At 63.8% G+C, this 25,110-nt stretch carries 25 protein-coding genes and 1 pseudogene; 8 read left to right on the top strand and 18 right to left on the bottom strand.

Annotated elements, in window-relative coordinates; translation table 11 throughout:
* Positions 1 to 233: 233 nt before the first annotated feature.
* The 10 genes from L0U82_RS07885 to L0U82_RS07840 form a co-directional block, all read right to left on the bottom strand.
* A complete protein-coding gene (locus L0U82_RS07885) occupies positions 234 to 1,244 on the bottom strand; it encodes an inorganic phosphate transporter (RefSeq protein WP_233829723.1) in 1,011 nt (336 codons plus the stop codon).
* Entirely contained in the window at positions 1,244 to 1,870 is a 627-nt protein-coding gene (locus tag L0U82_RS07880; protein ID WP_233829722.1) for a DUF47 domain-containing protein, read from the bottom strand. Before L0U82_RS07880 ends, L0U82_RS07885 begins: the two co-directional genes overlap by 1 nt.
* Before the next feature lie 152 nt (positions 1,871 to 2,022).
* Positions 2,023 to 3,411 (bottom strand): replicative DNA helicase, encoded by a 1,389-nt coding sequence (locus L0U82_RS07875; RefSeq protein WP_013089314.1) that lies wholly within the window; start codon positions 3,409 to 3,411, stop codon positions 2,023 to 2,025.
* A gap of 133 nt (positions 3,412 to 3,544) precedes the next feature.
* Positions 3,545 to 3,997, bottom strand: a complete 453-nt coding sequence (rplI, locus tag L0U82_RS07870; RefSeq protein ID WP_233829721.1) for a 50S ribosomal protein L9 — start codon at positions 3,995 to 3,997, stop codon at positions 3,545 to 3,547.
* A 27-nt stretch (positions 3,998 to 4,024) separates the two neighbouring features.
* Positions 4,025 to 4,300: a 30S ribosomal protein S18 gene (gene rpsR / locus L0U82_RS07865; RefSeq protein WP_008922421.1), complete on the bottom strand. Its 276-nt coding sequence runs from the start codon at positions 4,298 to 4,300 to the stop codon at positions 4,025 to 4,027.
* A 2-nt stretch (positions 4,301 to 4,302) separates the two neighbouring features.
* A complete protein-coding gene (priB, locus tag L0U82_RS07860) occupies positions 4,303 to 4,602 on the bottom strand; it encodes a primosomal replication protein N (protein WP_233829719.1) in 300 nt (99 codons plus the stop codon).
* A 68-nt stretch (positions 4,603 to 4,670) separates the two neighbouring features.
* Positions 4,671 to 5,045 (bottom strand): 30S ribosomal protein S6, encoded by a 375-nt coding sequence (gene rpsF, locus L0U82_RS07855; RefSeq protein WP_008922419.1) that lies wholly within the window; start codon positions 5,043 to 5,045, stop codon positions 4,671 to 4,673.
* 334 nt (positions 5,046 to 5,379) lie between these two features.
* Positions 5,380 to 6,450, bottom strand: a complete 1,071-nt coding sequence (locus L0U82_RS07850) for an anti-sigma factor family protein (protein ID WP_233829711.1) — start codon at positions 6,448 to 6,450, stop codon at positions 5,380 to 5,382.
* Entirely contained in the window at positions 6,440 to 7,507 is a 1,068-nt protein-coding gene (locus L0U82_RS39700; protein WP_326489713.1) for an RNA polymerase sigma factor, read from the bottom strand. Before L0U82_RS39700 ends, L0U82_RS07850 begins: the two co-directional genes overlap by 11 nt.
* 163 nt (positions 7,508 to 7,670) lie before the next feature.
* Positions 7,671 to 8,585, bottom strand: a complete 915-nt coding sequence (locus L0U82_RS07840; protein ID WP_233829710.1) for a substrate binding domain-containing protein — start codon at positions 8,583 to 8,585, stop codon at positions 7,671 to 7,673.
* Positions 8,586 to 8,758: 173 nt separating this feature from the next.
* Here L0U82_RS07840 and gcl point away from each other — a divergent pair, with 173 nt between their 5' ends.
* The 3 genes and pseudogenes from gcl to L0U82_RS07825 all read left to right on the top strand — a co-directional run.
* Entirely contained in the window at positions 8,759 to 10,534 is a 1,776-nt protein-coding gene (gene gcl / locus L0U82_RS07835) for a glyoxylate carboligase (RefSeq protein ID WP_233829709.1), read from the top strand.
* 161 nt (positions 10,535 to 10,695) lie between these two features.
* The gene (gene hyi, locus L0U82_RS07830; protein ID WP_233829704.1) at positions 10,696 to 11,505 is read left to right on the top strand and encodes a hydroxypyruvate isomerase; all 810 of its coding nucleotides are present in this window, start codon (positions 10,696 to 10,698) and stop codon (positions 11,503 to 11,505) included.
* A gap of 69 nt (positions 11,506 to 11,574) precedes the next feature.
* Positions 11,575 to 12,501: pseudogene (locus tag L0U82_RS07825) on the top strand (2-hydroxy-3-oxopropionate reductase); the annotation flags it as partial.
* 360 nt (positions 12,502 to 12,861) lie between these two features.
* Here the strand turns inward: L0U82_RS07825 and L0U82_RS07820 are convergent.
* The 6 genes from L0U82_RS07820 to L0U82_RS07795 all read right to left on the bottom strand — a co-directional run bounded on the left by L0U82_RS07820 (position 12,862) and on the right by L0U82_RS07795 (position 19,240).
* On the bottom strand, positions 12,862 to 13,911 hold the full coding sequence (locus tag L0U82_RS07820) for an asparaginase (RefSeq protein WP_233829697.1): 1,050 nt from the start codon (positions 13,909 to 13,911) through the stop codon (positions 12,862 to 12,864).
* A gap of 98 nt (positions 13,912 to 14,009) precedes the next feature.
* Positions 14,010 to 14,936 (bottom strand): CysB family HTH-type transcriptional regulator, encoded by a 927-nt coding sequence (locus L0U82_RS07815; protein WP_233829694.1) that lies wholly within the window; start codon positions 14,934 to 14,936, stop codon positions 14,010 to 14,012.
* Between the two features lie 97 nt (positions 14,937 to 15,033).
* Complete coding sequence (locus tag L0U82_RS07810; protein ID WP_233829693.1) at positions 15,034 to 16,092, bottom strand: sulfate/molybdate ABC transporter ATP-binding protein; 1,059 nt, start codon at positions 16,090 to 16,092, stop codon at positions 15,034 to 15,036.
* Positions 16,093 to 17,124 carry a sulfate ABC transporter permease subunit CysW gene (gene cysW, locus L0U82_RS07805; RefSeq protein WP_233829692.1) on the bottom strand — a complete coding sequence of 344 codons (1,032 nt, stop codon included), beginning with the start codon at positions 17,122 to 17,124 and terminating at the stop codon, positions 16,093 to 16,095. It abuts the gene before it with no gap.
* On the bottom strand, positions 17,121 to 18,020 hold the full coding sequence (cysT, locus tag L0U82_RS07800; RefSeq protein WP_233829690.1) for a sulfate ABC transporter permease subunit CysT: 900 nt from the start codon (positions 18,018 to 18,020) through the stop codon (positions 17,121 to 17,123). Before cysT ends, cysW begins: the two co-directional genes overlap by 4 nt.
* Before the next feature lie 173 nt (positions 18,021 to 18,193).
* Positions 18,194 to 19,240 (bottom strand): sulfate ABC transporter substrate-binding protein, encoded by a 1,047-nt coding sequence (locus L0U82_RS07795; RefSeq protein ID WP_233829689.1) that lies wholly within the window; start codon positions 19,238 to 19,240, stop codon positions 18,194 to 18,196.
* Between the two features lie 312 nt (positions 19,241 to 19,552).
* On the opposite strand from L0U82_RS07795, the gene lexA reads away from it, so the two are divergent.
* The 3 genes from lexA (at position 19,553) to L0U82_RS07780 (ending at position 21,371) form a co-directional block, all read left to right on the top strand.
* Positions 19,553 to 20,203, top strand: coding sequence for a transcriptional repressor LexA (gene lexA / locus L0U82_RS07790; RefSeq protein WP_233829688.1), 651 nt, complete (start codon positions 19,553 to 19,555; stop codon positions 20,201 to 20,203).
* 81 nt (positions 20,204 to 20,284) lie between these two features.
* The gene (locus L0U82_RS07785) at positions 20,285 to 20,629 is read left to right on the top strand and encodes a hypothetical protein (protein WP_233829682.1); all 345 of its coding nucleotides are present in this window, start codon (positions 20,285 to 20,287) and stop codon (positions 20,627 to 20,629) included.
* Between the two features lie 118 nt (positions 20,630 to 20,747).
* Entirely contained in the window at positions 20,748 to 21,371 is a 624-nt protein-coding gene (locus tag L0U82_RS07780; RefSeq protein ID WP_233829680.1) for a DUF2939 domain-containing protein, read from the top strand.
* 141 nt (positions 21,372 to 21,512) lie between these two features.
* On the opposite strand, the gene L0U82_RS07775 is transcribed toward L0U82_RS07780, so the two are convergent.
* Positions 21,513 to 21,980, bottom strand: a complete 468-nt coding sequence (locus L0U82_RS07775) for a universal stress protein (protein ID WP_233829678.1) — start codon at positions 21,978 to 21,980, stop codon at positions 21,513 to 21,515.
* 446 nt (positions 21,981 to 22,426) lie between these two features.
* On the opposite strand from L0U82_RS07775, the gene nodI reads away from it, so the two are divergent.
* A complete protein-coding gene (nodI, locus tag L0U82_RS07770) occupies positions 22,427 to 23,341 on the top strand; it encodes a nodulation factor ABC transporter ATP-binding protein NodI (RefSeq protein WP_233829676.1) in 915 nt (304 codons plus the stop codon).
* A gap of 207 nt (positions 23,342 to 23,548) precedes the next feature.
* On the top strand, positions 23,549 to 24,376 hold the full coding sequence (locus L0U82_RS07765) for an ABC transporter permease (RefSeq protein ID WP_233829675.1): 828 nt from the start codon (positions 23,549 to 23,551) through the stop codon (positions 24,374 to 24,376).
* Positions 24,377 to 24,478: 102 nt separating this feature from the next.
* On the opposite strand, the gene L0U82_RS07760 is transcribed toward L0U82_RS07765, so the two are convergent.
* Complete coding sequence (locus tag L0U82_RS07760; protein ID WP_233829674.1) at positions 24,479 to 24,901, bottom strand: hypothetical protein; 423 nt, start codon at positions 24,899 to 24,901, stop codon at positions 24,479 to 24,481.
* Between the last annotated feature and the right edge of the window lie 209 nt (positions 24,902 to 25,110).

Raw genomic sequence — 25,110 nt, 5'->3', positions numbered from 1 at the left:
GCGGCTGCAGCTGGGGTTGCGTGAGCGGCGGCGAGATAGCTCGTTATCAGACGGAACGTGGCTGGAGGAACGAGCCGGAGTGAGGCGAAGCGGGTTGGGTGAACGGCTGACGTAGAGAGCTAGCGTAAAGAGTCAGCGTCACGGGCCAGGTTAGTGAAGCCGGCGGAAAACCGGCCGAACCCGCGTGTGCCACACACTCGCACTCGGCGACAGCGCAGGCCCTCCACACAGCCTTACAGGAAGTGGTGACCGAGCCACCAGGCAGCGCCTGACAGCACCGCGGACGCCGGAATCGTCAGAATCCAGGCCCAAACGATGTTGCCAGCCACGCCCCAACGCACCGCGCTCAGCTTCTGCGTCGCCCCAACCCCAACGATCGCGCCAGTAATCGTATGCGTGGTCGACACCGGAATGCCGAGCCACGACGCGGTGAACAGCGTCAGCGCGCCGCCCGACTCCGCGCAGAAGCCACCGACCGGCTTGAGCTTGGTGATCTTCTGACCCATCGTGCGTACGATGCGCCAGCCGCCGAACAGCGTGCCAAGCCCCATTGACAGATAGCAACCGCCGATCACCCACAGCGGCGGCGCGTCCGCGCTCATTGACGCGAAACCGGTTGCGATCAGCAGCATCCAGATGATGCCGATGGTCTTCTGTGCGTCGTTGCCGCCGTGACCGAGGCTATATAGCCCGGCGGACAGCAGTTGCAGGCGGCGAAAGCGTCGGTCGACCTTGCTGGGCGGCGTGCGGAAATACAGCCACGACACCAGCAGCATGAAAAACGAGCCGAGCACGAAGCCGAGCAATGGGGAAATGAAGATGAACGCGACGGTTTTCATCAGGCCGTCCAGGTTCAGCGAGCCCCAGCCCGATTTCGCGAGCGCCGCGCCGACCAGACCGCCGATCAGCGCGTGCGACGAGCTGGACGGAATGCCGTAGTGCCACGTGATGATGTTCCACGCGATCGCGCCGACGAGCGCGCCGAAAATCACGTAGTGATCGACGATGTTGGGATCGATCGTGCCCTTGCCGACCGTCGCCGCCACTTTCAGGTGGAACACGAAATAGGCGACGACGTTGAACGCCGCGGCGAATGCGACCGCCTGCTGCGGCTTCAGCACGCCGGTCGACACGACCGTCGCGATCGAATTCGCCGCGTCGTGAAAGCCGTTCATGAAGTCGAACACGAGCGCAACGACGACCAGGCCAGTGACGACCCAGATAGCGAGTTGTATCGATTGCATTATGCGTTTTCCAGCACGATGCCTTCGATGATGTTTGCTACGTCCTCACACTTGTCGGTGACTGTTTCGAGCAGTTCGTAGATCGCCTTGAGCTTGATCAGCACCTTGACGTCGTCTTCCTCGCGGAACAGCTTCGACATCGCCGCGCGCAGCACGCGGTCGGCTTCCGATTCGAGCCGGTCGATTTCTTCGCAGGCCTTCAGAATCTGGCTCGCCTGCTTCATGTCCGACAGCAGGCTCACCGCGAACTGCACGCGCTCGCAGGTGGCCGTGCAGATATGCGCGAGCTGGCTCGCCTCCGACGTGACGGACTGCACGTCGTACAGCGAAATGGCGGTGGCGACGTCCTCCATCAGGTCGAGGATGTCGTCCATGGTCGTGATCAGCTTATGGATCTCGTCGCGGTCGAGCGGCGTGATGAAGGTCTTGTGCAGCAGATCGATGGTTTCGTGCGTGAGCTTGTCGGCAGCCTTTTCAGCCTTCTGTACGTTTTGCTTATGGGCTTCAGCGTCCTGCAGATTGTCGATTAGCAGCTCGAGTTCGCGGCTCGCCGAGATAATGCACGTTGCGTGCGCATTGAAGATTTCAAAGAACTTGCCCTCGGTGGGCATGAATCGACCGAACATTGGGATCCTGGAAATGGGTCACGTGATGGCTGACATAAAACCGCCATATTGTACCGTCGTGTAACCGATGTCGCACTTGCGGCAGCATCGTTACAACAACGGGGCGACATTGCGTCGCCCTCCCATCTCACCGGCGGTTGCGCCCGGTTGCGTCACTCGCCGCCGTAGAAATTCTGCGCGCCGGCAAAATTGTCGAACTTCGTGTATTGACCGTGGAATGTGAGACGAACGGGGCCGATCGGACCATTCCGCTGTTTACCGATGATGATTTCCGCGGTGCCCTTGTCCGGGCTGTCCGGGTTATAGACTTCATCGCGATAGATGAACAGAATCACGTCGGCGTCCTGTTCGATTGCACCCGATTCGCGCAGGTCCGACATGATCGGCCGCTTGTTCGGACGCTGTTCGAGACCGCGGTTGAGCTGCGACAGCGCGATCACCGGCACGTCGAGTTCCTTGGCGAGACTCTTTAGCGAACGCGAGATTTCCGAGATTTCGGTCGCGCGATTTTCGCCCGACGACGAACCGCTCATCAGCTGCAGGTAATCGATGATGATGAGACCGAGCTTGCCGCACTGACGCGACAGCCGACGCGCGCGCGAGCGCAGTTCCATCGGATTCAGACCGCCGGTTTCGTCGATGAAGATCTGCGCCTCGCTCATTTTCTGCACCGCGTGCGTGAGCTTCGGCCAATCTTCGTCGGTCAGGCGCCCGGTGCGCATCCGGTGCTGATCGAGCCGGCCGACCGAGCCGAGCATACGCATCGTCAGTTGCGTACCTGGCATTTCCATCGAGAACACCGCGACCGGCAGCCCGTATTCCACCGCGACATATTCGCCGATGTTCATCGAAAACGCCGTCTTACCCATCGACGGACGCCCCGCGACGATGATCAGCTCGCCCCCATGCATGCCCGAAGTCATGCGATCCAGATCGACGAAACCGGTCGGCGTACCCGTCACGTCGCTCGGATTGGCGGTGTGGTAGAGCGTGTCGATCCGCTCGACCACTTCCGTGAGCAGCGGTCCGATTTCGAGGAAGCCTTGAGTGCCGCGCGCGCCGTCTTCCGCGATCGAAAACACTTTCGATTCGGCTTCGTCGAGCAGTTGCCGGACTTCCTTGCCTTGCGGGTTGAATGCATCGGCGGAGATTTCGTCGGCGACGGAAACCAGCCGGCGCAGTACCGCGCGGTCGCGCACGATTTCCGCGTAGCGGCGGATATTGGCCGCGCTCGGCGTGTTCTGCGCGAGCGCGTTCAGGTACGCGAGACCGCCGACCTCTTCCGCCTTGCCCGAGGTGCCGAGCGCTTCGTACACCGTGACCACGTCGGCCGGACGCGTGGCCGCGATCAGCTTACCGATGTGTTCGAAGATGATGCGGTGGTCATAGCGGTAGAAGTCACTTTGCGCGAGGAAATCGGCGATACGGTCCCACGCGGCGTTATCGAGCAGCAGGCCGCCCAGCACCGATTGCTCGGCCTCTATCGAATGCGGCGGGACTTTCAGCGACTCGAGTTGCGGATCTTTGGACGGTGCGTTCATGGAGGGGAATTATCGGGTAATCCGGCAGTTGCGGCGAGCAAAAAAACGGCAAAAGCGGGCACAAAAAAAGCAGGGGCCGGTTACCCGGCCCCTGCTTTTCGCCAGCAACGCGCTGGCTGGTCCTACCAGATGCTTAAACGTGCTCGCCGATCACGGCCACCGTCACATCGACGAGAACGTCGGTGTGCAGCGAAACCTGGACAGCGTGTTCGCCAACCATCTTCAGCGGGCCTTCCGGCAGACGCACTTGCGCCTTTTCCACTGCGAAGCCTTGCTTGCCCAGTGCTTCAGCGATGTCCGCGTTCGTGACCGAGCCGAACAGACGGCCGTCGACGCCGGCCTTCTGGCTGATCTGAACCGTCTGGCCTGCGAGCTTTTCGCCCTGAGCCTGAGCAGCTGCCAGCTTTTCAGCGGCGATCTTTTCGAGTTCCGCGCGGCGCACTTCGAATTCGGCGAGCGCTTCCTTCGTTGCACGGCGAGCTTGCTTGTTCGGGATCAGGAAGTTACGTGCGTAACCGTCCTTGACCTTCACGATATCGCCAAGGTTGCCCAGATTGACGACTTTTTCCAGAAGAATGATTTGCATTCGGATGCTCCTTATCGCGTCGTCGGGTTAGGCCTTGTGCTGGTCGGTGTACGGCATCAGCGCGAGGAAACGCGCGCGCTTGATAGCCGTGTCCAGCTGGCGTTGATAGTGAGCCTTGGTACCCGTGAGACGCGCCGGCGTGATCTTGCCGTTCTCGCCGATGAAGTCCTTCAGCGTTTCGATGTCTTTGTAGTCGATGTATTCGACGCCAGCAGCCGTGAAACGGCAAAACTTCTTGCGCTTGAAGAGCGGATTCTGTTGCTGACGACGCTTGTCGAATTTCTTACCAGTCGGGCGGGGCATGATTAGTCCTTTCCAATGTCCTGCAATGCTGTGATGTGAAATACCAGAGTTCGCGCGTTACGGTGCTTTTTCGCCAGAAAACCCGTGAAGAGCGTTTCGACGCCCATCTGACAGTTTTCGAGCCTACCGCTCGCTTCGCCCGCGGCAACCGCCTGCATGGTCAGCTCGACCTGGCGGGCAATGCCCGCCTCGACGACTTCCGTGCGGTGGTGCAACGTGCAGCTTGCAATCGGAACGCCGGCGGGGGTATACCGCACCGGTTCGCGTTCGACGACGCTCGCCGTGAGTTGCAGCCGGTTCATGTACTGGAGATACCTTCGTGTACGTGAGCGGAGCGACGCTGCGTATCTGGCAGCTTAAATATTGAGTCTTAAGCCTGCGCTTCGGTCGGCTGAGCGGCTGCCGACTTCTTGGCTTCTTCGCGCTGCACTTCCTTCATCATCGGCGACGGGCCGGTTTCGGCCTTCTTCAGCTTGACGATGAGGTGACGCAGAACGGCGTCGTTGAACTTGAATGCGTGTTCCAGCTCGTCGAGCGTGGTCTGATCGCATTCGATGTTCATGCAGACGTAGTGAGCCTTCGCGAGTTTCTCGATCATGTAGGCCAGCTGGCGACGGCCCCAGTCTTCGACGCGGTGGATCTGACCACCGTGCGACGTGATCGTGCCCTTGTAACGCTCGATCATGGCGGGCACTTGCTCGCTTTGATCGGGATGCACGATAAAGACGATTTCGTAATGACGCATTACACACTCCTTGTGCTGACTTTTGGATAGAAGCCGCCCGGGCGTCGGAACCGGTGCGGCAAGTGAGAAGCCGAAGACTATAACGTGGATGGGACCAGGTTGCAAGATATTCCGCCGATTCGATAAGAGAATCGGGCGTGTTTTCAAGGATTTAGTGGTTAGTCGATGGGCCAGACGGCCAGAAAGCGCATTTGCGCGGCACGGTGACGGGCGGAGGCACCTCCTCAGCGACGCGCGGCAATCCCACCGCTGCTTCGCCGAGGCGCTGGCGTCGCGCCTCGGCGCCCCCCTCGTCTTTCTATATATGTGGTCTCCTGCGCGCTGCTGCCGCTCCTTAGCCGGCCTCCGTACGCTGGCTGCCGCTCCGCAGGCGCGCCTTCAGCGCCGTTTCGAGGCCGCTCAGTGCGTCGGGGGCCGCATCCGTGATCGCCCACCACGTCATGCCTTCCGCCTCCCAGTGCGCGATCGAATAGCCATCGTGCGCGAGCGCGGCGGGTACCGCGCCATCCATGCCCCGCGCTGGGCCGCCCGATGTCGCCTGTGGAAACACGTACACATCGATCACGTGCTTGCCATAGCGGTACACGAGCACCGCGACCCGCTGATGCGCGAGGTAGTCGAGCCGGCCGCCCTCGAGCGCGAAACCGCTCGCGGCGAGATCCTCGACCGGCGGCGAATAATCGAGCCGGCCGTTGAACCACGGCTTGACCGTATGCCGGTCGGTCGAAATCACGTCGATGTCGCGTCCCGATACCTGCGCGCGCACATGGCTTTCCACGAGTTCGTCGGTGAACTGCGTGAATTGGGCCGGGCCACGTAGATTCAGCGTGACCACCACCGCCACCGCGCCCAACGCGATGACCAGCACCGCAAGCCCGCCACGCGCGGCCATGCGACCGGCGCCGCCGGCGACCGGGGCGCCGACATCCCGCCAACCGGCGAAGTCGCCTTGCGGACCGCCTGTACCACCCAAACCGCCTGAACCACTCGCCCCCCCCGAGTTGCTCGAACCGCCGAAGAAACCACGCAACCAATTGCCAAGCCAGGCGGACCACGACGCCTTTCTCGGCTGCCGCCGCGGAGCCCGCGCCTCGACATCCGCCCCTTGTGCCCCGGCGACCTCGCCCGCCTCGGCCGACGCATCACGCTCAGCCGCCGCGGCACGTATCGCCGGCGCTTCGTCGGGCGCCGCCGGCAACGCGGCGATGATGCGTGCCCGCAGCGATTCCGACGCCCGATGATACGGCGCCGCGCGCAGCGCCCCACTGAGCGCGCGCAGGTTATCGCTGGCACGCCGGCAATCGTCGCAGCTCTCGATATGCTGCTGCACCCGGCGCGCATCCGGCGCCGGCAATTCGCGATCGGCATTCGCATCGAGGAGCGGCCGAGCTTCGTTACAGTCCATCCGGCGTCTCCTTGGCTGGGTCGGCGGCAGCGCCGGGAATGTTGAGAGGCCGGCCGTCCGCAAACGCCCGGAGCTGTGTGATCGTTGCGGTGGCGGGCGCGCCGGGCGCGGCTCGTGCGGAGCAGCCTTCGCTTTTGCTTCGTCCAGGCCGCGCGGATTGTGTCGATGACGCAGATGACACAGACACCATCGATGCCGTAGGCGGCCCCAACGGCAAGGACGGCGCCGACTGCACGAACAGCACCGCCGGCGCGGGTCGTCCGGCTAACGGCGCTGAGGACGAGGATTGCATGGCCCGCCCGGACCGACCGCCCTGATCCGGCCGCCCATCAGCCGCTCCTTCCGCACCGGCTGAGCCGCCCGAGCCTTCATGCCCGACCGGCGGCTCCACACCCGCCTGCGCCGCCGCACCACGGGAAACCGTCTTACGCGCGCCAGCGCCAGCCCCCTCCCCACGCCCGGCACCCGCCGACGTGCCCGCGCCCCGCTCCGCCATCAGCACCTGCGCCAGCTTGCGCCGGCCGCGCGCGAGCCGCGACATCACCGTCCCGATCGGCACATCGGCAACCACCGCGATCTCCCGATATCCCATCTCTTCGAGCTCGCGCAGGATCAGCACCTCGCGATACTCGACCGGCAGTTGCGCCAGCGCCTCATGCACCTGCCGCGCATCCTCGTCGCGGATCAGCAGCGTCTGCGGATCGTCACCGCCCGCGCTCCAGCCGTCGAAGGTCGCCTCGTCCATCGTTTCGTCGAATTCGAGCATGTCATGCGACGGCGCACGCCGCCGCCATTCGGTGTACCAGGTACGGCGCACGATCGCAAGTAGCCACGGCCGCGCGGACTCGCCGCGAAACGTATCGAAGAAGCGGAACGCGCGCATGAACGCCTCCTGCACGACGTCATCGGCGTCGTTCGGATTGCCGCACAGCCAGCGCGCGAGGTTGTACGCGGCGTCCAGATGCGGCAGCGCCAGCTGCTGGAAGCGGCGGCTTCTCGCGGCATCGGCATCGGGTTCGGCCCGCGTGCGGGCGGCGTCTGATTCGGTCTGGACCACGTGGGTCCCTCCAGGGCAAGGCAGTTGCGTTGCGCGGTGGCGTCGGCGATCGCATCGCGCGGTCGTTCGTGACGCTCCTTTCATCGCATAACCAACCGCGCAGCGCGTTTATTCCCACCCTACCCGCGAATTCGCAAAAAAAGATCAACGCGGTGGCCACCAGCTAGTACGACGGCCGGTTCCAGTAATCGGCGCTCGCGTACACCTCTTTCAGATAGTCGATGAAATAGCGCACCTTGGCCGGCACATAGCGCTGCTGCGGATAGACCGCGAGGATGTCGTAATCAGGCAGCGCGTACTCGTCGAGCACCGTTTCGAGCTCGCCGCGCGCGAGCTGCTGCTGGATTTCCCATGTCGAGCGCCAGCCGAGCCCAAGTCCTTCGGAAACCCAACGATGCAGCAGCTCGCCGTCGTTGCAGTCTAGCGTGCCGCCCACCCGCACCGTGGCGAGCTTGCCGTTGCGGCGGAAATACCAGCCGCGGTTCTGGCCGCCCTGCAGATTGAACGCGAGACAATTATGGGCCGGCAGGTCTTCGAGCGTCTTCGGCTTGCCGTGGCGGCGAAAATACTCGGGCGTGCCGCACACGACACGCCGGTTCGACGCGAGCTTCACCGCGACGAAATTCGGATCGACCGCGCCGCCGATCCGAATCGACAGGTCGTAGCCCTCGCGCACCAGATCGACGACCCGGTCGGTCAGGTTGAACGACATCTGCAATTCGGGTTTGCCGGCGAGGAACGCGGGCGCCAGCGGCGCGACATGCTTGCGTCCGAATGCGGCCGGCGCCGACACGATCAGATGGCCGGTGACCGCGCGCCGTCCCGCGCTCAGTTCGTTTTCCGCCTGATCCCATTCGGCGAGCAGCCCCCGGCAGCGTTCGAGAAACGCGGCGCCGTCCTCGCTGACCACGAGCCGCCGCGTCGTGCGATACATCAGCTTGACGCCGAGGCGCTTTTCGAGCGCATCGATACGCCGGCCGAGAATCACCGGCGACACCCCCTCTTCGAGCGCCGCCGCCGCGAGACTGCCGGCTTCGGCGACCCGCACGAAGGTTTCGATCTGTTTGAAGCGATCCATGTTTGTCTCCCGCCCGCGCCAGGTTCTCTTTCTCGCTTGTCAGCCGCCGCGCCGCCAGCTATTCCATACTTTTTGTTTCGAAATAAGCGACCCGGACTGATCTTATCAAACCTTTATCAGAAGCCTAAAGTGTTCTCCAACAGACGTAATTCCCCGACATTGAGGAGACATCCATGGCCAAGATGAGAGCCGTCGACGCAGCCGTTCTGGTGCTCGAAAAAGAAGGTATCGATACCGCGTTCGGCGTGCCCGGTGCCGCGATCAATCCGTTCTACTCGGCAATGCGCAAAGCGGGTGGCATCAGCCACGTGCTCGCGCGGCACGTCGAGGGCGCGTCGCACATGGCCGAGGGCTATACGCGCGCCCAGCCGGGCAACATCGGCGTGTGCATCGGCACGTCGGGCCCCGCCGGCACCGACATGATCACCGGTTTGTACTCTGCTCAGGCCGACTCGATTCCTATTCTGGCTATCACGGGGCAAGCACCCCGGGCGCGTCTTTACAAGGAAGACTTCCAGGCCGTCGATATCGAATCGATCGCCAAGCCGGTCACCAAGTGGGCGGTGACGGTGCGCGAGCCGGCACTGGTGCCGCGTGTGTTCCAGCAGGCATTCCACCTGATGCGCTCGGGCCGTCCCGGCCCGGTGCTGGTCGATCTGCCGATCGACGTGCAACTCGCCGAAATCGAATTCGACATCGACACGTACGAGCCGCTGCCGGTCTATAAGCCGAAGGCAACCCGCAAGCAGATCGAAGCGGCGCTGACGCTGCTCAACGATGCCGAGAAGCCGTTGATCGTCTCAGGTGGCGGCGTGCTGAACGCCGTGGCTGAAGACCTGCTCGTGAAGTTCGCCGAAACCGTCGGCGTGCCGGTGATCCCGACCTTGATGTCGTGGGGCGCGATTGCCGACGACCATCCGCTGATGGCCGGCATGGTCGGCCTGCAGACCTCGCACCGCTATGGCAATGCAACGATGCTCGCCTCCGACTTCGTGCTTGGCATCGGCAACCGCTGGGCGAACCGCCACACCGGCAGCGTCGACGTCTATACGAAGGGCCGCAAGTTCGTTCACGTCGATATCGAACCGACGCAGATTGGCCGCGTGTTCGGCCCCGATCTCGGCATCGTGTCCGACGCGAAGGCCGCGCTCGAACTGTTCGTCGAAGTGGCCGCCGAATGGAAAGCCGCGGGCAAGCTGAAGAATCGCAGCGCATGGGTCGCCGACTGCCAGCAGCGCAAGCAGACAATGCTGCGTAAGACGCACTTCGACAACGTGCCGATGAAGCCGCAGCGCGTCTATGAAGAGATGAACCAGGTGTTCGGCCGCGATACCTGCTACGTGAGCACGATCGGTCTGTCGCAGATCGCCGCCGCGCAATTCCTGCATGTGTACAAGGCGCGCAACTGGATCAACTGCGGCCAGGCCGGCCCGCTCGGCTGGACGATTCCGGCGGCGCTCGGCGTGCGCGCGGCCGATCCGCAACGGCCGATCGTCGCGCTGTCGGGCGACTACGACTTCCAGTTCATGATCGAAGAGCTGGCGGCCGGCGCGCAATTCAAGCTGCCGTACGTGCACGTGGTGGTGAACAACTCGTATCTCGGGCTGATCCGCCAGGCGCAGCGCGCGTTCGAGATGGACTACTGCGTGCAGCTCGGTTTCGACAACATCAACTCGCCGGAGATGGAAGGCTATGGCGTCGACCACGTCGCGGTGGCCGAAGGTCTCGGCTGCAAGGCGATTCGCGTCTTCAAGCCGGAAGAGCTGAAGCCGGCGTTGCAGAAAGCACAGTCGATGCTCAGCGAGTTCAACGTGCCGGTGATCGTCGAAGTGATTCTGGAGCGCGTGACCAACATCTCGATGGGCACCGAGATCGACGCGATCAACGAATTCGAGGAACTGGCCGCAAAGCGCGAGGACGCGCCGACCGCGATCAGCCTGCTCGACTGACTACCGCCCGTTCACCGCGTGCGCCGTTTCGCGGCACGCGCAACCGGCGAGGGCCGGGCTCATGCCCGCCGCCCTCGCGCCGGTTGCCTGCCTGCCGGGCGGCCTGGTTGCATTGTTGCCCGCGCACGCCATTCCCTGACCGACCTGAGAGATCAAGCACCATGCCGAAATTCGCAGCGAACCTGACGATGCTGTTCAACGAAGTGCCGTTCCTCGAACGTTTCGCGGCCGCGGCCAGCGCGGGCTTTCATGCCGTCGAATTCCTGTTTCCGTATCCGTACGCGATCGCCGATCTGAACGAGCAGCTGCAGCGCAACCGGCTGAAGCTGGTGCTGCACAACCTGCCCGCCGGCAACTGGGAAGCGGGCGAGCGCGGCATCGCGTGTCTGCCGGATCGCGTCGCCGAGTTTCAGGAAGGCGTCGGCCGCGCGATCGAATACGCGAGCGCCTTGAAGGTGCCGCAACTGAACTGCCTGGTCGGCATTCCAGGCGCGAATGTCGATGCCGACACCGCGCGCGCGACGATCGTCGGCAACCTGCGCTTTGCCGCTGGCGAACTGAAAAAGGCCGGCATCAAGCTGCTGGTCGAGCCGTGCAACTCGTACGACATTCCGGGCTTCGCGCTGAACCGTTCTCGCGACGGGCTCGACGTGATTCGCGCGGTCGGCTCGGACAATCTGTTCCTGCAATACGACATCTATCACATGCAACGGATGGAAGGCGAACTCGCGGCGACGATCGAAAAGAACCTCGCGAACATCGCGCACATCCAGCTTGCCGACAACCCCGGCCGACATGAACCGGGCACCGGCGAGATCAACTATCCGTATCTGTTTTCGCTGCTCGATTCGCTCGGCTACGACGGCTACGTCGGCTGCGAATACAAGCCGCGCACGACCACCGAGGCCGGACTTAGCTGGGTGCAAAGCGTGGCGGGACAGCGGCGTGGCGCCGCGCACGCGGCGGCCTGAGGTCGCGCGATCGCTTGAGCGAACCAGCGCGCGGCAACCCTCGCGCAGCAACCTTCGCGGCAACCCTATTACCCTGGAGATTCACAGATGGCAAAGATCGGCTTTATCGGACTCGGCATCATGGGCGCGCATATGGCGCGCAACCTCATCAAAGGCGGTCACTCGCTGTTCGTGAACGGCGCGTATCCGGTGCCGGACGACATCGCGAAGACCGCGAGCGTGGTCGCCAGCTCGACCGCGGTCGCGCAGGCAGCCGACGTCGTGATCATCATGGTGCCGGACACGCCGGACGTCGCCAACGTGCTGTTCGCCGATGACGGCGTCGCCGCTGGTCTCGCGAAAGGCAAGCTGGTGATCGACATGAGCTCGATCTCGCCGCTCGACACGCAGGACTTCGCGAAGAAGATCAACGCGCTCGGCGCCGACTATCTCGACGCGCCGGTATCCGGCGGCGAAATCGGCGCGCGCGATGCGACGCTGACCATCATGGTCGGCGGTCCGGAACAGGCCTTTGCGAAGGCCAGACCGCTGTTCGACCTGATGGGCAAGAACGTGTCGCTGATCGGCGACAACGGCGCGGGTCAGACCTGCAAGGTCGCCAACCAGATCATCGTCGCGCTGAACATCGAGGCGGTCGCCGAGGCATTGCTGTTCGCGTCGCGCTCGGGCGCCGATCCGGAACGCGTGCGCCGCGCGCTGATGGGCGGCTTCGCATCGTCGCGGATTCTCGAAGTACACGGCGAGCGCATGACGAAGCGCACGTTCAATCCGGGCTTCCGAATCGAGCTGCATCAGAAGGACCTGAATCTCGCGCTCGACGGCGCGCGCAAGCTCGGCATCGCGCTGCCGCATACCGCGAGCGCGCAGCAACTGTTCAGCGTGTGCGCGGCGAACGGCGGCAAGGCATGGGATCACTCGGCGATGGTGCGCGCGCTGGAGATCATGGCCAATCACGAGGTTGCGCAAGCACCCGGTAACGAAGCGAAGGCTGCTTGAGCTCTGGGGTAATCGAGCTTGCCGTGATTGCGGCTTGAAGCGTGAGCCGCGTCACGGCAGCGACTGGTGGGGCGCCTGTTGGCCGCGTGGGAAACCGCGCGGCGTAACGGGCAAATCGTGCCGCTCTGGGCTGAGAGCGGCAAGTGGGGTCCGCAGCGGCACCCGGCGGCGCCGGGGAAGCCTTGGTCGGTCAGACGTCGCCGTCGGGTGTCCGGCTGTCGGATTCGTTTTGTGTTTCTTTGCTGGTTTCCGGCTTGCCTGGCTGGGTCGGGACGCGAATGGCGGTGTTCGAAGCGCCGCGTCACTGCATACCACACGCCCAATACCACTCGGGCACGCAACAGTCAGCGCCAACACCCATCAGTACGTATCGAACACCCTCTGCAACGCAGCCGCGCCGGTCACGCCCGCGGCAAGCGCCAGCATCAACAGCACCCTCGCCTTGTACGGATTCAGCGAACCCGCGCTGACGAAACCGAGCGCGTCATCCGCGGCCGCGCCGTTGCGCATCACGTGTCCCGAGCCGACGCGCGACGCGCGTACCACCGCCACGCCGCGCGACGCGGCATCGGCGAGCGCCTGTTGCAGCGCCTGATGTATCGACCCGTTACCGGTTCCCGCGACGACGATCCCGCCCACCCCAGCGCCAACGAGCGCATCGACCGCGATACGCGACACACCCGCATAGCTCGCGATGATTTCCACCGCCGGCCACGCCGCGTCGATCGAGAATTCGCTCGCGAGCGTATGCGCGCGCACCACCGTGCGCTGGAATTCGACCCGGCCGTCCTGCACCCAGCCCAGCGCACCGATCTCCGGCGACTGGAACGCATCGACCGCGTAGGTGCTGGTCTTCACGACGTCGCGCGCGCTATGAATCCGGTTGTTGAAAGCGACCAGCACGCCCTGCCCGCGCGCGACCGCATGCGCCGCAACAGTCACCGCGTTCAGCAGATTCAACGGACCATCGGCCGACAATGCCGACGCCGGACGCATCGCCGCCGTCAGCACGACGGGCTTGTCCGACTTGACGGTCAGGTGCAGCAGGTAGGCGGTTTCTTCGAGCGTATCGGTGCCGTGCGTGACGACTACGCCATCGACATCATCGCTGGCGAGCAGCGTATTGATGCGTTGCGCGAGCGTGGTCCACAACGGCAGCGCCATGTCTTTGCTATCGATGCTGGCGATCTGCTCGGGCGCGATCCGCGCGACCGTCGATAACGCCGGCACCGCCGCGAGCAGTTGGCCGACACCGACGACGCCCGCCTGATAACCGGACGTGTTGGCCGCATCGGCAGCCGCGCCGGCGATCGTGCCGCCGGTCGCCAGCACGGCGATGCGCGGCAGCGCGCGCGCTGCGCTCTGGCTCGACGAATTCGGGAGATTCGGGGAAGAAGATGAGGTATTCATGGCGGCGATTGTAAGCGAAGCACCCTACGCCGCCATGCGTGAAAGCGCGCATGCGGACTGACCCGCGCGCGCAGCATGTATGCAAAAACTTAAGGTTTTTAAGCCGTCTCGCGCAATTGCGCCGCAATATCGGCCTCGTTCAACTGCGGCGCGAACATCTCGATCAACCGGTACGCGTATGCGCGCAGGAACGCGCCCTTGCGTAAGCCGACACGTGTGGTGCTCGCCTCGAACAGATGCTGCGTATCGAGCGCGACGAGTTCGCTATCGCGCTTCGGATCGAAGGCCATTGCCGCGACCACGCCGATGCCCATGCCGAGTTCGACGTAGGTCTTGATCACGTCGGCGTCGATCGCGGTCAGCACGACGTCGGGCAACGCGCCCGCTTTCGCGAACGCCTGGTCGATATGCGAGCGGCCGGTGAAGTCGTGGTCGTAGGTGACGATCGGGAATTCGGCGATCTCGTCAAGCGTCAGGTTCGGCCGGCCCACCAGCGGGTGATCTTTCGGCACGACGACGACGTGATGCCACGAATAGCACGGGAACGTGACAATGTCGGGGAAACGATCGAGCGCCTCGGTCGAGATGCCAATGTCCGCCTCACCGTTGATGATCATCTGCGCGATCTGTTGCGGACTGCCCTGACGCAGCGCGAGATGCACTTTCGGGAATACGTTGGTGAATTGCCGGACCACCTTCGGCAGCGCATAGCGCGCCTGCGTGTGCGTGGTCGCGACAACCAGATGGCCGCTATCCTGATCCGCGTACTGGCGCGCGACCCGGCGCAAATTTTCCGCGTCGAGCAGCATCCGTTCGATCAGTTGATGCACGGCCTTGCCCGGCTCGGTCAGGCCCGTCAGCCGCTTGCCGCGGCGGATAAAAATGTCGACGCCGAGTTCGTCCTCGAGATCCTTGATCTGCTTCGACACACCCGACTGCGACGTGTACAGCACGTTCGCCACCTCGGTCAGGTTCATGTTCTGCCGCACGGCTTCGCGCACGAAGCGCAATTGCTGGAAATTCATCGTTTGTCTCCGGTTTCGCCAGAGTTGAGTTATTGAAGCCGTCGGGTTCGGCTGAATGCTGATATGCAACGGGCGGCTGGCGTGCCGCCCGCGTCCGTCATTGCGCGGGGAACACGCGGAGTGCGCGCGGCACCGCGGTCACGCCGTCGCCGACCGTGAGTTGCAGATCGCGCCACGTCTCGCGATCGAGTTCGGCTTCGAGCACATTGCCCTCGCGGCCGGCCAGTTCGACCCGCACCGAGCCGCCGAGCGTCACGACACGCCGCACGTCGACGACGATCCCGTCGCGATGCCCGGCCGCCTGCGGATACAACTGCAGATCGTGCGGCCGCACATAGGCGAACGCCGGGCCGCTAAAGCCCGCGGTGATCGCGACCGGCAGCGCGGCACCATCGACGACGAAACCATCGGCATCGACGTTACCGTGCAGACGGTTCGCCGCGCCGAGAAACTCGTAGACGAACGGCGTCTGCGGATGGTCGTACACGTCCTGCGGACTGCCCACCTGCTCCACATGTCCGCGATTCAACACGACGATGCGGTCGGCCACTTCCAACGCTTCTTCCTGATCGTGCGTAACGAAGATCGTCGAGATATGCAGGTCGTCATGCAACCGCCGCAGCCAGCTGCGCAATTCCTTGCGCACCTTCGCATCGAGCGCGCCGAACGGTTCGTCGAGCAGCAGCACCTTCGGCTCGACGGCAAGCGCGCGAGCCAGCGCAATACGCTGCCGCTGCCCGCCCGACAGCTCCGACGGATAACGCTGCGCGAGCCAGTCGAGCTGCACGAGCTTCAGCAGTTCATGCACCTTTTCGCGGATCACCTTCTCGGACGGCCGCTCCTTGCGCGGCTTCACGCGCAGCCCGAACGCGACGTTCTCGAACACCGTCATATGGCGAAACAGCGCGTAGTGCTGGAACACGAAACCGACTTCGCGTTCGCGCGCGCCGACCGACGCGACATCCTGACCTTGCAACTCGACCTGGCCGCCGTCCGCGTATTCGAGGCCGGCGATCACGCGCAGCAACGTCGTCTTGCCGCAGCCCGACGGCCCGAGCAGCGCGACCAGCTCGCCCGGCGGAAAGTCGAGCGATACGTCATCGAGCGCGACGAAATCGCCGAAGCGCTTATGCAGGTTACGAACGGTGATACCCATTTACAGCTCTCCTTGCTTGAGCGGGTGTCGCTGCGACGCGGGCGTAGCGTTGACGAAATACGAGTGTGATGCGGATGACGTCGTGGCGGACTGCGCGACCGACTGCGCGGCGCCGGACGACGCAGTCCCTGCCGGCAGCGCCGGACCCGCAAACGCGGGCACATCATGCGCGGACGACAGTTCCGCCGACATATGGCGCTCGGCCAGCAACTTCAGACCGAGCGTCACGAGCGCGAGCAGCGCGAGCAGCGACGCCACCGCGAACGCGGCCGAGAAGTTGTATTCGTTATAGAGAATTTCGACGTGCAACGGCATCGTGTCGGTCTGTCCGCGGATATGGCCCGACACCACCGACACCGCGCCGAACTCGCCCATCGCGCGCGCATTGCACAGAATCACGCCGTACAGCAGGCCCCATTTGACGTTGGGCAACGTGACACGGCGGAAGATCTGCCAGCCCGATGCGCCGAGCACGTGCGCGGCTTCTTCTTCATCGTTGCCCTGCGCCTGCATCAGCGGAATCAGTTCGCGCGCGACGAACGGGAACGTGACGAAGATCGTCGCGAGCACGATGCCGGGCACCGCGAAGATGATCTGCACGTTGTGATCTTCGAGCCATGGACCGAACCAGCCCTGCGCGCCGAACATCAGCACGTAGATCAGGCCGGAGATCACCGGCGACACCGAGAACGGCAGATCGATCAGCGTGGTCAGCAGCGCCTTGCCGCGAAATTCGAACTTCGCGATGCACCACGATGCGACCAGACCGAACACCAGATTCAGCGGCACCGCGATCGCGGCGGTGATCAGCGTCAGTTTGATTGCGGACAGCGCGTCCGGATCGGCGAGCGCTTCGAAGTAGAAACGCAGCCCCTTGTTCAGCGCCTGATAGAACACCGCGGCGAGCGGCACGACCAGAAACAGCGCGAGAAACAGCAGCGCGACGCCGGTCAGCAGCCAGCGCACGGCGGCCCGCTCGGTGACCGGATCGGGGCGGCGCGCGGCGTTCGGTTGAGTCGTGGCGCGGCTCATTGCGCACCTCCACCGACGGCCGCGACAGGCGTGACGGCAGCCGGCGCCGGCCCCGCTCCACCACGGCTCGTGCGCCGCTGCAGATACCACTGCAGTGTATTGATCAGCAGCAGCATCACGAACGACACGACCAGCATCACCACCGCAAGCGCGGTCGCGCCCGCGTAGTCGTACTGTTCGAGCTTCGTGATGATCAGCAGCGACGTGATTTCCGATTTCATCGGCACGTTGCCGGCGATAAAGATCACCGAGCCGTATTCGCCGAGCGCGCGCGCGAACGCGAGCGCGAAACCGGTCAGCAGCGCCGGAAACACGGCCGGCAACACGACGCGGCGAAACGTCAGCCAACGCGACGCGCCGAGGCACGCGGCGGCCTCTTCCTGCTCGCGCTCGAACTCTTCGAGCACCGGCTGCACCGTGCGCACGACGAACGGCAAACCGATGAAGGTCAGCGCGACCAGCACACCGGCCGGCGTGAACGCAATCTTGATGCCGAGCGGTTCGAGAAACTGGCCGATCCAGCCATTGCCCGCATAGACGGCCGCCAGCGAGATACCGGCCACCGAGGTCGGCAGCGCGAACGGCAGATCGACCACCGCATCGACGATGCGCTTGAACGGAAACGTGTAGCGCACCAGTACCCACGCGACCAGAAAGCCGAACACCGCGTTGATCAGCGCGCCGCCGAGCGCGGAGAAGAACGTCAGCCGATACGACGCGAGGACGCGCGGCGAACTGACCGCGCGCACGAACTGCGGCCAGTCGAGCGTCGCGGTCTTCAGAAAGGTGGCCGCCAACGGAATCAGCACCACGAGGCTCAGATAAGCCACCGTGATGCCGAGTGTCAGGCCAAAGCCGGGCAACGCGCTCGGCTTGCGGAAGGTCAACGTCGTCATGCTCGATACTCTGTGATCAGGTTGATGCCTGCTTGCGCGGCTAGCCGGGGGATCCGGCCAGTCGACAGCGCGCTCCCGCGAGCGCGCCGGAAAAAACTGGCGGGAAGCCACGCTTCCCGCGTCCCGCCGCCGATGTCCGAATTTGCGGTGTCCGGACCCCGGCGCCCTGCCCGTCACTGCGGCTGGTAGATCGAATCGAACACGCCGCCGTCCGCGAAATGGGTCTTCTGCGCATTGGCCCAGCCGCCGAACGAATCGTCGATCGTGTACAGCTTCAGCTTCGGAAACTTCGCGGTCAGCTCGGCCGGCACCTTGGTCGAGCGCGGACGATAGAAGTTGCGCGCGCCGATCTCCTGGCCCTCCTCGCTATAGAGGAAGTTCAGATACGCTTCGGCGAGCTTGCGCGTGCCGTGCTTATCGACGACCTTGTCGACCACCGCGACCGGCGGCTCCGCGAGGATGCTCACCGACGGCACGACGATCTCGAACTTGTCGGCGCCGAACTCCTTCTGCGACAGGAACGCTTCGTTTTCCCACGCGATCAGCACGTCGCCGATACCGCGCTGCACGAAGCTGGTGGTCGCGCCGCGCGCGCCCGAATCGAGCACGCCCGCATTCTTGTAGAGCTTGCCGACGAACTCTTTCGCCTTCTGCGCATTGCCGCCCGGCTGATGTTCGGCGTAGGCCCACGCGGCCAGATAGTTCCAGCGCGCGCCGCCCGAGGTCTTCGGATTCGGCGTGACGATCGACACGCCCGGCTTCACCAGATCGTCCCAGTCCTTGATGTGCTTCGGATTGCCTTTGCGCACGAGGAACACGATCGTCGACGTGTACGGCGACGCGTTATCGGGCAGGCGCTTCTGCCAGTTCTTGTCGACGAGACCCTTGTTCGCGAGCGCGTCGATGTCGTAGGCGAGCGCGAGCGTCACGACATCGGCCTGCAGCCCATCGAGCACCGAACGCGCCTGCGCGCCCGAGCCGCCGTGCGACTGCTTGAAGGTGACCGTCTCGCCGGTCTTCGCCTTCCATTCCTTGCCGAACGCCTGATTGATGTCCTGATACAGCTCGCGGGTCGGATCGTAGGAAACGTTCAGCAGCGTCGTGTTGGCGTGCGCCGTGCCGCTTGCGCCGACGAGGCCGAGCGCGCCTGCCGCGCCGACGGCGAGTGCCGCGATGAGTTTCCTGCCCCGTGCCGCAAGCCCCGTATGCCGATGGTTCATGTCAACTTTTCTCCGCGTGATGATCCGCTGATGAGCGTCTGATGTTGTTTTGCGTCGCGGTCACGTGCACATGAGCGCCAAGCCGGAGGCCAGTCTATCGATCCGCCTTCATAGTTAAAAATAATGTTTCTTCATTTTTTTATACGCAAAAGTGGTAACGGCAGAGATATCTGCTGCTGAGGCGCCAGAAAGGCTGTGATGACGCCCATCAGCGACGCTGCGGCGCGGTCGTCACGACGAACTTAAAGTAAAGCTTGAATTGCGCCGAATACTGTATAAAAATACAGTCACCTGTTCATACATACAGTGGCCATGACAAAACTCACCGCACGACAGCAGCAGGTTTTCGAACTGATCCGCCGCGCGATCGAGCGCACCGGGTTTCCGCCCACGCGCGCCGAAATCGCCGCCGAACTCGGCTTCAGCTCGGCCAATTCCGCGGAGGAACATCTGCGCGCGCTGGCTCGCAAGGGCGTGATCGAACTCGCGGCCGGCGCATCGCGCGGCATTCGGCTGCTGACCGGCCAGGACGAGGCGCCGCATCAGTTCACGCTGCCGCATGCAAGCCTGATGCAGTTGTCGCTGCCGCTAATCGGGCGGGTCGCGGCGGGTAGTCCGATCCTCGCGCAGGAACATATCTCGCAGCACTACGCGTGCGACCCGGCGCTGTTCTCGAGCAAGCCCGATTACCTGCTGAAAGTGCGCGGCCTGTCGATGCGCGACGCGGGCATTCTCGACGGCGACCTGCTCGCGGTGCAAAAGCGCAGCGAAGCGAAGGACGGCCAGATCATCATTGCGCGGCTTGGCGACGACGTGACGGTCAAGCGCCTGAAGCGCCGGCCGAACGGTATCGAGCTGATCGCCGAGAACCCCGATTACGACAACATCTTCGTGGAAACCGGCAGCGCGGATTTCGCGCTCGAAGGCATCGCGGTTGGGCTGATCCGCCCGGGCGAGTTCTGATTCCCGGTTGCATCCGCCGAACCGCCCGCACCGGTTTGTCCCACCCAAGCCGCATTCACGTCGCATCGCCTGGAGAGATTCATGGAACGCCTTGCCCGCCTGCTGCCTTTTCGCCAGTTCGGCCGTCTGCGCCATCTGCGCAAGCTCACACCCTGCTCACCGATCGAAGCGCCCGCGGCTCACACGCCGTCGTTGTTCGACGAGCCCACGGAAGCCGCGGGCCTGCCGTCGTCGTTGCCGGCATTCGCGCGCGTGTCGCTGAACGCGGGCCTGAACATGGCCGAGCCGGCCCGGCGCGCGCCGGTGCGGGTCTACCACGGACCGTCGCGGTTGATTATGGTGGGTACGGTCGACGCGGTATGTCGTATGATCGATCGTTGCATTGCCGACGAAGCCAACATGCACGGCGCGGTGTTCGAAGCGTGAGCGAAGCCTGAGCGGATCCCGGGTGAAGTTCCAGTGCCTGGATATTCGTGTCGTATGGGATCGTTTCGACCTCGCCGTGGTCCATGCTGGATCACAACCGACCGGGGAGTCCCATCCGATGAAAGTTCAGAAACGCACTTCGAAGCGCATTCCGAAACGCATCCAGGGCAGCGCCACCCGGCCACTGCTGATCACGCTGATCGTGGTCATCGTGATTGCCGCACTGGGCTATGTTTATGCATCGCCCTATCTCGCGGTCAACAATCTCAAACGCGCGGCCGACGCGCGAGACGTGCAAACGGTCAACCAGTACGTGGACTTTCCCGCGTTGCGCGCCAGCCTCAAGCAGCAGGTGGCCGACATGCTGACGCACCGGCTCGAAGCGGATGGCGGTAACAAGCTGGCAACCATTGGCGCGGTCATCGGCGTGACGCTGATCGGTCCGCTCGTCGATGCGTATGCGACACCAGACGGCGTCGCGGCCTTGCTGAACGGCATGCCGCCGCGCGGCACCCCGGGTGAGCAGCCGGCGGCCCCGCAAGCCTCCACTGGCAGCGAAGCCCCAGCGGCGCCGGCCGCGAATTCGGCTCCGCCCGCGCGCCAAAGCACGGCCGGTTATCGCAGCCTCAACGAATTCGTCATCACGTTTCGGCGCGGCGAAGGCAATACGAATTACTCGGCGGTCTTTCAGCGCGAGGGGCTCGTTACGTGGAAGCTCGCCGCAATCAATCTGAACGAGTGACCGGGTGGTTTGGCGGGAAGGATGATGCGTGGCTGAGCAGCGACGCTCAGTCACGCGAGAACACAATGCGGTATGGGATGTAGCGGATGTGGCAAATACGGCAACGCCCGATGCGGCAACACCCGACGCAGTAACGCTCGATCACGCAGCGGCGGCCTGTTGCTGTTCCTGTCCGGACGAACAGGCCACCAGGATGCTGCACGAAATCCGATCGAGCAGCGGCGTATTGCCAGCCCCCATCCACCAACGCGACAAGCCGGTCCGGCAGCGATGGCCGACCACCACGAGATCGACTTGCAGTTCATTGGCGAGATTGGCGATCTCGTCGATCGGATGACCGAATGCGAAGTGCCCTTGCGCGCTCACGCCACGCTCGGTCAGCCAGTTCACGCCTTCCTGCAGAATCTCACGGGCGGTTTTTTCAAAACTGCCGCAGGCGACGTCGGTTAGCAGACCCGCGCTTTGCGCAATACTCGAACGCATGTCGACGACCGACAGCAGATGCGTTTCCGCCTTCAGATCCAACGCCAGATCGGCGCCGCAACGCAGTGCTTTGCGGCCTTCGCGCGAGCCGTCGTAACACAGCAGGATTTTCTGGTAGCTCGCCATCGTTTTTCTCCGTTCGCGCGGAAAGCGCGGTCTGAATCAATCATGGTGCGCCGCAATTCGGCTTGCAAGAGATGGAAAACGCCAGGTGCGGGGTCGGGGCGACTGATCCGATTCGCACAAGCGTTGGGCAAAATCCCGCGGTGCTGCACAAGGATGCGGCAATGCAAAACCTCATGGCCGAACGTTGACTCGGCAACGGGTGATACGCCGATTCGCCTTCGACGACGTGGACTCGCCGTCGTGAACGCGTGAACACGACCACGCGCCGCGTGGCCCGCACAGCCATCAACACCCGCACCGGAATCACACGCATAACCCGTTCCCGGACGTCGACTCGCGTCAATGGCCAATACCTTAGAATGAGTGGCTTGCGCGAGCATTCCGACAATGCACTCCCGCATCCCTATCGCGCGCGTTAGCCGTTTCGCCGGAGCCCCGATCGATCCATGTCCGCTGCCCCTATCGAATTCCACCAGGTCAGGAAAAGCTACGGCGAAAAGACGGTCGTCGACGGTTTGTCATTCCATGTCAATGCCGGCGAATGCTTCGGCCTGCTCGGCCCCAACGGCGCGGGCAAGACAACGACGCTGCGCATGCTGCTCGGCATCGCCGCGCCTGACGCCGGCACGATCCGGCTATGCGGCGAATCGATACCCGGCCGCGCGCGCATCGCACGGGCGCGCGTCGGCGTGGTGCCACAGTTCGACAACCTCGATCCCGATTTCACGGTGCGCGAAAACCTGCTCGTGTTCGGCCGCTACTTCGGCCTGAGCGCCGCGCAATGCCGCGCGGGGGTGCCGGATCTACTCGAATTCGCGCGCCTCGAAAGCAAGGCGGACGCGCGCGTGAGCGAGTTGTCGGGCGGCATGAAACGGCGCCTCACGCTGGCACGGGCGCTGATCAACGATCCGGACGTACTGATCATGGACGAGCCGACCACCGGGCTCGATCCGCAGGCGCGTCATCTGATCTGGGAACGGCTGCGCTCATTGCTCACGCGCGGCAAAACGATTCTGCTGACCACCCACTTCATGGAAGAGGCGGAGCGGCTCTGTCACCGGCTGTGCGTGATCGAGGAAGGGCGCAAGATCGCCGAGGGTGCGCCGAATGAGCTGATCGCGTCCGAAATCGGCTGCGATGTGATCGAGATCTACGGCCCCGATCCGTTGGCGTTGCGCGACGAACTCGCGCCGCTCGTCGAGCGGGCCGAGATCAGCGGCGAGACACTGTTCTGCTACGTGAACGATGCGCAGCCCGTGCATGCGCGACTCAAACAGCGCGCCGATCTACGCTATCTGCATCGGCCCGCGAATCTCGAGGACGTATTTTTGCGGCTGACCGGCCGCGAGATGCAGGACTGACAATGCGCACGGGAGCACACATCGGAATGGCAATCGGAATCGGCGGCGAAGACGCGCTCGCCTATATGTCGATACACCGCGCGGACCGCTGCAAGCGAAAACCGCACGAAACGCCGGCGGAAAATAGCCAGCTAGCCGCACCTCAAACGGCACCTCAACCAACTCCACAAGCACTCCCGCAATAGCCGGCCAAACCGCGAGTCAATCATGGACGCACGCACCTACGAAACCCACGACGGCACGCCATCGGCACAAGAGCCGTTCGCCGCCTTCCCCGCCAACGCGGTGAATTGGATCGCGGTATGGCGGCGCAACTATCTGGTGTGGAAGAAGCTCGCGATCGCATCGATGTTCGGCAATCTCGCCGACCCGATGATCTATCTGTTCGGTCTCGGCTTCGGGCTCGGACTGATGGTCGGTCACGTCGACGGCGTCTCGTACATCTCGTTTCTCGCGGCGGGCACGGTGGCGTCGAGCGTAATGATGTCGGCGAGTTTCGAGTCGATGTATTCGGGCTTTTCGCGCATGCACGTGCAGCGCACGTGGGAAGCGATCATGCATACGCCGTTGACGCTCGGCGACATCGTGCTCGGCGAGGTGGTGTGGGCGGCCAGCAAATCGGTGTTGTCGGGCGCGGCGATCATGCTGGTGGCCGGCGCGCTCGGCTACGCGAATTTTCCGTCGATGCTGCTCGGCTTACCGATCATCGTGCTCGCGGGTCTCGCGTTCGCGAGCCTTGCGATGGTCGTGACGGCGCTCGCACCGTCGTACGACTTTTTCATGTTCTATCAGACGCTCGTGCTCACGCCGATGCTGCTGCTTTCCGGCGTGTTCTTCCCCGCGTCGCAACTGCCCGCCGCCGCGCAAGCGGCGACCGCGGTGCTGCCGCTCGCGCACGCGGTCGATCTGATGCGCCCGGTCATGCTCGGGCGATCGGTCGATCACGCGGTGCTGCACGTGGGCGTGCTGGCTGCTTATGCGGTGGGCGGCTTCATCGTGGCGGCGATGCTGTTTCGGCGCAGGATGATGAAGTAAGCATCGGCGTCAAACGTCGAAAGGCGGCCTCGACACAACCACGCGCAGCGCTCTTCCCGCATGCAGCCGCGCCAGGTCGATCGTCGTGGTCAGTGCCCGCGGTCAATCCTCGTCATCGGTCCAAGGAATCTCGACATCGGAGATGAACGCGACCGTCGCGAACGGGCCGCCCTCGTGGCGCCCGATCTTGCCATCGGCGCGCTGCCATTCGACCCGGAACACGGTGCCCGGATCGTCCGCGATCAGCCGTACGGTACGCAGTTCGTCGGGATCGGCATCCTCGACGGGACCATCGAGCGAGACCAGTAGCGCCTGCGGCCACAGTCCGTCGGCGGGGTCGTAAATCTTGTCGCCATCATGAATCAGCGTAAAGGCCTCCACACCGATGGTCGCCGACGCGTCGACGATCATTTTGGCCAGCGCGCGCAGCAACGCGGTCGCTCGCGCCGAGTTCGCCTGACGGATCGCCAGATCGCCGCGCGTGAGTGCCTGCTCGAGTTTTGGATTGGTTTTCTGTTGCGCCATTGATGATGTCCTGGTCCTATCGCTTGGTGTTGGCGGACGCGCCATCGGTACAACGCGCCGCGTTTGTTTTTGTCGGCGAAAGCCGTTGCCGGTGTGCGTTGCAGCAACGCGGCGGTGCTGTCCCTGGTTCGCCGTTGTCGTGATTGTCATGCGTGCGTTGCCGGGGCCCGCTCCGTCCACCACAGTGTAGGTCGTGATTCGGGTTCCGG

This window comes from Paraburkholderia sp. ZP32-5, assembly GCF_021390495.1.
Lineage (GTDB): Bacteria > Pseudomonadota > Gammaproteobacteria > Burkholderiales > Burkholderiaceae > Paraburkholderia.
Note: the sequence above shows the minus strand (reverse complement) of the source record. Positions and strands in the feature narration are given on the sequence as shown.